This window comes from Nocardioides sp. (genome assembly GCF_036401255.1).
GTDB lineage: Bacteria > Actinomycetota > Actinomycetes > Propionibacteriales > Nocardioidaceae > Nocardioides.
In genome coordinates, this window is sequence record NZ_DASWVI010000401.1 from 1 (window position 1) to 5700 (window position 5700).

Sequence of the window (5700 nt, forward strand, 5' to 3'; positions counted from 1 at the left end):
CGACCAGGTCGTCGCCATTGCGGGCGAGGTTCACCTCGGTGCGCGACACCAGCGGCAGGGACAGCCGCAGCACCGCCCCGCCCTCGCTGCGGCGGACCCGGAACGGCGCCCGCCCGGCCGAGCGGGCCAGCGGGTCGGCGCCGGCGTACAGCTCGCGCGCGAGGCCCGCGAGCGGCGCGAGCCCGACGGGTTCGCGCGGCCGGTACTGCGAGCGCCAGATCGGCAGGCCCGCGAAGGACTCCTCGACGCGGCCGAGCACCTCGTCCTGGGCGACCACCCAGCCGGCCCGCCAGTCGTCGGACCCCTCGGCCGGGAAGACCCGGTTGGCGACGACCCCGTCGACGCGGTAGCCGAACAGCGACAGCGTCGTGTAGGAGCGCCGCGCCTCGGCGAGCACGACGTTCTCGGGGGTCAGCACGAGGCGCACGCTCGCGTCGGGGCCGCTGAGCAGCGTCCGGACCTCGTCGAGCTCCGCGTGCAGCCGTTCGACCGCGTCGAACACCGTGTCGCCGGGCATGGGTACGCCGGCCGCGCGACTGAGCACCGGACGCAGCGCCTTGACGACGCGGCGCTCCACGGGGAAGACCCGGTTCATGTACCACCCGAGCGCCTCGGGCAGCGCCAGCAGCCGCAGCGTCTCGGCCGTGGGCGCGCAGTCGACCACGATCACGTCCCAGGCGCCCGACAGCGCGTGCAGGCGCAGCTCGAGCAGCGCGAGCACCTCCTCGGCCCCGGGGATCACCGTGAGCTCCTCGGCCGCGACCGGGTCGACGCCCGCCACGTCGAGCACCGAGAGCAGGTAGCGCTGGATGTCGGCCCAGGACTGCTCGAACCGCAGCTGCGCGTCGACCTGGACCACGAACAGCCCGTCGGCCACCTCGGTCGGGTCGGGCCCGATCGCGCCGTACTCGCAGCCGTAGGCGTCGGCCAGCGAGTGCGCCGCGTCGGTCGAGAGCACGAGCGTGCGATGCCCCTCGGCGGCCGCGAGCGCGGCGGTGCCGGCGGCGATCGTGGACTTGCCGACGCCGCCCTTGCCGGTGAACAGGAGGATGCGCACGCGAGCCGGCCTCAGCCGAGCGACTCGACGCGCTTCTTCAGCCCCTTGAGCGCCGTGTCGATGAGGATCTTCTCGCCCTTGCGCTTGAGCATCCCGATCAGCGGGATGTTCACGTCGAGCGCGAGGCGGTAGGTGACCTCGGTGGATCCGTTGCCCAGGTCGCGCAGCAGGTAGGCGCCGTCGAGGGCGCGGAGCATCTTGCCGTGCACCAGCGTCCAGGTGACCATGTGGTCGCCGTTCCAGATGTACTCGAGGGTGTACTCGTCCTTGATCGGCGGCACGTCGAGCTCGAAGAACACCTGCTCGGCGCGGCCGTCGGGGAACTCGGCGACCACGTCGGCGGTCCGCACGCCCTTGGCCCAGTGCGGGTACGCCGGGAAGTCGGCGATCACCGCCATGATGTCGGCCGAGGGAGCGTCGATGACGATCGACGACGTGGTCTGCTCGGCCATCGGGGGCCCCCTTGGTCGCACTGGTTCGGCGCTGGATTCGCGGCTGGCTCGGTGAGCGAGCGTACCGGATCACCTCGCGCTCCCGACCGGCGGTAACCTCGCTCGGTGAGCCCCATCCACCTGCGTGCCCGCGTGCGGTGGCGGACGCCAGGAGGTCCCCGTGCGTGAGTTCTCCAACCCGTTGACGATCGAGGTCCCCGCGAGCGGCAACCTCACCGACGACGTGGTGGTCAACGCGCGGGAGGCCGGCTCCAGCGTCGTGTTCAGCCGCCCCGCCACCGACCCCGACGCCGAGGGCTGGGAGGACGTCACCGCCGCACAGTTCCTGGCGGAGGTCACGGCGGTCGCGAAGGGCCTCGTCGCCGCGGGCATCGAGGCCGGCGACCGGGTCGCGATCATCTCCAAGACCCGCTACGAGTGGACCCTCCTCGACTACGCGACCTGGTTCGCGGGCGCGGTCAGCGTCCCGATCTACGAGACCTCCTCGGCCGAGCAGATCGCCTGGATCCTCGCCGACTCCGGGGCGCGCGCGATCGTGGCCGAGGGCGCCGACCACCTGTCCCGGATCAGCGAGGTCCGCGGCGGGCTGGAGCAGCTCAACCACGTCTGGTCGCTCGCGGACAACGCCGTGGACAACCTGGCGCGGCTCGGCGCCGACATCTCCGACGAGGAGCTCGAGAAGCGGCGTACGACGGCGACGCCGCTCGACCTGGCCACGCTGATCTACACCTCGGGCACGACCGGGCGGCCCAAGGGCTGCATGCTCACCCACGGCAACTTCATGTTCGAGCTCACGGTCGCGGTCGACGAGCTGCCACAGCTGTTCGAGGGCGACGACGCCGCGACGCTGCTGTTCCTCCCGCTCGCGCACGTGTTCGCCCGGATCATCCAGGTCGGCTGCATCAAGGCGCGCACCCGCCTGGGGCATAGCTCCGACATCAAGAACCTGCTCGCCGACCTGCAGGAGTTCAAGCCGACGTTCGTCCTCGCGGTGCCGCGGGTGTTCGAGAAGGTCTTCAACACCGCCTCCCAGAAGGCGACCGCCGAGGGCCGGGGCCGGATCTTCGACAACGCCGCCGAGACCGCGATCGCCTACTCGCGCGGCCTGGACCGGGGCCGCCCCTCCTTGCTCGTGCGCGCCAAGCACGCGGTGTTCGCCCGTCTCGTCTACGGCAAGCTGCTGGACGCGCTCGGCGGCAGCTGCCGCTACGCGATCTCCGGGGGTGCTCCGCTCGGCGACCGGCTCGGCCACTTCTACCGCGGCATCGGCCTGACCGTGCTCGAGGGCTACGGGCTCACCGAGACCACGGCGGCGCTCACCGTCAACCTGCCCGAGGCGTTCAAGGTCGGCACGGTCGGACGCCCGCTGCCCGGCACCGCCGTACGCATCGCCGACGACGGGGAGCTGCTGTTCAGCGGCGGCCAGGTGTTCGCGGGCTACTGGCACAACGAGACCGCCACCATGGAGGCGCTCGAGCCGGAGGGCTGGTTCCACACCGGGGACGTCGGCGAGGTCGACGACGAGGGCTTCGTGCGGATCACCGGCCGCAAGAAGGAGATCCTGGTGACGGCGGGCGGCAAGAACGTCGCGCCCGCGGTGCTCGAGGACCGGCTGCGCTCCCACGTGCTCATCGACCAGTGCATGGTGGTGGGTGACGGCCAGCCGTTCATCGCCGCCCTGATCACGATCGACCGCGAGTCGTTCCCGGCCTGGGCGGAGGCGCACGGCAAGACCGGCAGCGTCGCCGAGCTCGTGGACGACCCCGACCTGCGCGCCGAGATCGAGGCGGCCGTCGAGGACGCCAACAGGGCCGTCTCCAAGGCCGAGTCGATCCGGAAGTTCACGATCCTGCCCGACGAGTGGTCGGAGGAGGGCGGCGAGCTGACGCCGAGCCTCAAGATCCGGCGCAACGTCGTGATGCGGTCGTTCAAGGAGGACGTCGCGGCGCTCTACCTGCCCTGAGAGCCTAGGAGCCCTGGTCCGCCAGCTGCCGGGCGATCGCGATCCGGGTCATCGTCGTGGGGTGCGAGCCGAACCACCACTGCGACCACGCCGGCGGGGTCGGGTCGGAGAGCGAGTGCAGCGCCAGCTGGCGCTGCACGGCCACGAACGCCGTGGGGTCGTCGGTGACCTCGAGCGCGTCGACGTCCGCGCGGGTCTCGATCTGCCGGCTGATGCCGTTCTCGACGGGACTGGCGAGCACGGTGCCGATCGCGACCAGCGCCAGCACGAGCGGCACGACCGCGGGGTCGCGCATCGACAGTCCCCGCCGGCCGCCGACCGACCCGACCAGCAGACCGAGCAGACCGATGCCGAACAGCGCCCCGGCCGCGCCCAGCACCGATCCGGTCAGCACGTCGTCGTGCTTGGCGTGCGCGAGCTCGTGGGCGACCACCGAGAGCACCTGGTCCTGCGGCACGTCCTCGACGAGGTTGTCGTAGAGCACCACCCGGCGGGTGCCGCCGAAGCCCGAGACGTAGGCGTTCAGGGTCGTCGTACGCCGCGAGGCGTCCGTGACGAGCACGTCGTCGACCGGGACGTGCTCGCGCTCGGCCAGGGCCATCACCTCGGTGCGCAGCGGCCCGTCCTCCAGCGAGCTGAACGAGTTGAACAGCGGCTCGATCACCACCGGGTAGACGAACGACCCGGCCAGCACCAGCGCCGCCAGCAGCCCGCCCGCGACGGCCGGCCAGGCCCGCCGCCAGCGCCGGGCGCACCCGACGAGCACGACCACCAGGATCGAGGTGGCGACGATCGCCACCAGCTCGTTCTTCACCAGGTCGACCGCGAAGGCCGACCAGGCCTGGTGGCTGAGCCCGTGGTTGCGAGCGTGGCGGCGCAGCAGCACCGCGAACGGCAGCGTCAGCACCCGGCCGATGAGCGCGAGCAGCGCGACCGCGAGCACGACGCGCACCCACCACCAGCCCCGCAGCCGCGCGACGAGCCGGCGGCCCCACGGTGCGAAGCCCAGGACGCACGCGACCAGGAGCGAGACCGCCAGCGAGCTGCGGCTCCACAGCCGCGCCCAGCGCGAGTAGTCCTCACCGCGCGCGATCTCGGCCGGCGTGAGCACCGACGTCGGGTCGGCCGGCGACGGCGTGCCGCCCGGGACCGGGTGCCATGGCACCAGCACGACCGCGAGCACCACGAACGCCACCCCGCCCAGCAGGGCCACGGCGAGCGCCACGCGGCGCTCGGGCGGGATCCTCACCCCACCGATTCTGTCAGGGACCTGGCCGCGCCAGGGCGGCGAGCTCGTGGCGCCACTGCGCGGTGAGCCCGCCCACGCTCAGCCCGAACCCGTCCTCCAGCGCCGCGCCGACCGGGCGACCGGCGTCGACGGCGCGGTAGAAGCCGACCAGGGCGGCCTGCCCGCCGTCCCGGGCGAGCAGCCGGCAGGCGAGCCAGGCGCTCTCGTACGTCGCGCCCAGGTGGGTGGCCCGGGTGCCGAACTCCGCGGCTCCCGGTAGGTCGCGGGGCGGGCCGTCGCGGCGTACCTGCGCGATGATCTGGGCCGCCGAGCGGCGCACCGGCAGGTCCACGTCGCGCAGCGCGACGTAGTCGGCGAAGCCCTCGAGCAGCCACAGCGGCATGTCGCTGGTCCACGCGTCGGCGGCCACGTGCGTCGCCTCGTGGCTCATCACGACCTGGGCTCCGGTCGGCCGCAGCGCGCCGTAGACGTCGGGGTTCACGAACACGTGCACCGGCGCGTCCGGCGCCAGCGACCCGTCGGCGGAGGTCGTCACGGCCGCGATCTGGTCGTAGGTCCCGGGGTCGGCGTCCAGCACGCGGTCCAGGTCGTCGACCGAGGCCGGCACCTCCACGACCAGGCCCCGCCGCCAGTCCGGCAGGACGCGCCGGACCACCGGGACCGCGGCCCGGGCCCGCCGGGCGTACGTCGCCGCCTCGGCGCCCGGGCCGTCGACGAGCACCAGCGTGTCGGCGGTACGCCGGACCTGCAGCGGCCCGGAGAGCCACAGCGGCGACACGCGGTCGCCCCCACCGAACCCGGTCAGCGCGACCCGGTCGCCCTCCTCGCGCAGCCGGACCGTCACCTCGGCTCGCGCCGGCGCCGGGTCGAACCCGGCGAACCGCCAGGTCGCGTCGACCGCGGCGGTCCAGTCGCCGTGCGCGTCCGGCATCCCCTCGGCGTCGACGAACCGGAGCGTGAACGCCGTCACCCGCAGCGC

The 5700-nt window shown here is 73.3% G+C and carries 4 protein-coding genes and 1 pseudogene; 1 reads left to right on the plus strand and 4 read right to left on the minus strand.

What is annotated here, in order from left to right:
- Positions 1 to 1057 (minus strand): ArsA family ATPase (locus tag VGD85_RS18725; protein ID WP_331064942.1); only part of this gene is annotated, 1057 nt, incomplete at its 3' end.
- 11 nt (positions 1058 to 1068) lie between these two features.
- The gene (locus VGD85_RS18730) at positions 1069 to 1509 is read right to left on the minus strand and encodes an SRPBCC family protein (protein WP_331064943.1); all 441 of its coding nucleotides are present in this window, start codon (positions 1507 to 1509) and stop codon (positions 1069 to 1071) included.
- 160 nt (positions 1510 to 1669) lie between these two features.
- Here VGD85_RS18730 and VGD85_RS18735 point away from each other — a divergent pair, with 160 nt between their 5' ends.
- On the plus strand, positions 1670 to 3472 hold the full coding sequence (locus VGD85_RS18735; RefSeq protein WP_331064944.1) for an AMP-dependent synthetase/ligase: 1803 nt from the start codon (positions 1670 to 1672) through the stop codon (positions 3470 to 3472).
- 4 nt (positions 3473 to 3476) lie between these two features.
- Here VGD85_RS18735 and VGD85_RS18740 read toward each other — a convergent pair whose 3' ends face one another.
- On the minus strand, positions 3477 to 4721 hold the full coding sequence (locus VGD85_RS18740) for a M48 family metallopeptidase (protein ID WP_331064945.1): 1245 nt from the start codon (positions 4719 to 4721) through the stop codon (positions 3477 to 3479).
- A 13-nt stretch (positions 4722 to 4734) separates the two neighbouring features.
- Positions 4735 to 5700 (minus strand): annotated as a pseudogene (locus tag VGD85_RS18745) (hypothetical protein); the annotation flags it as partial.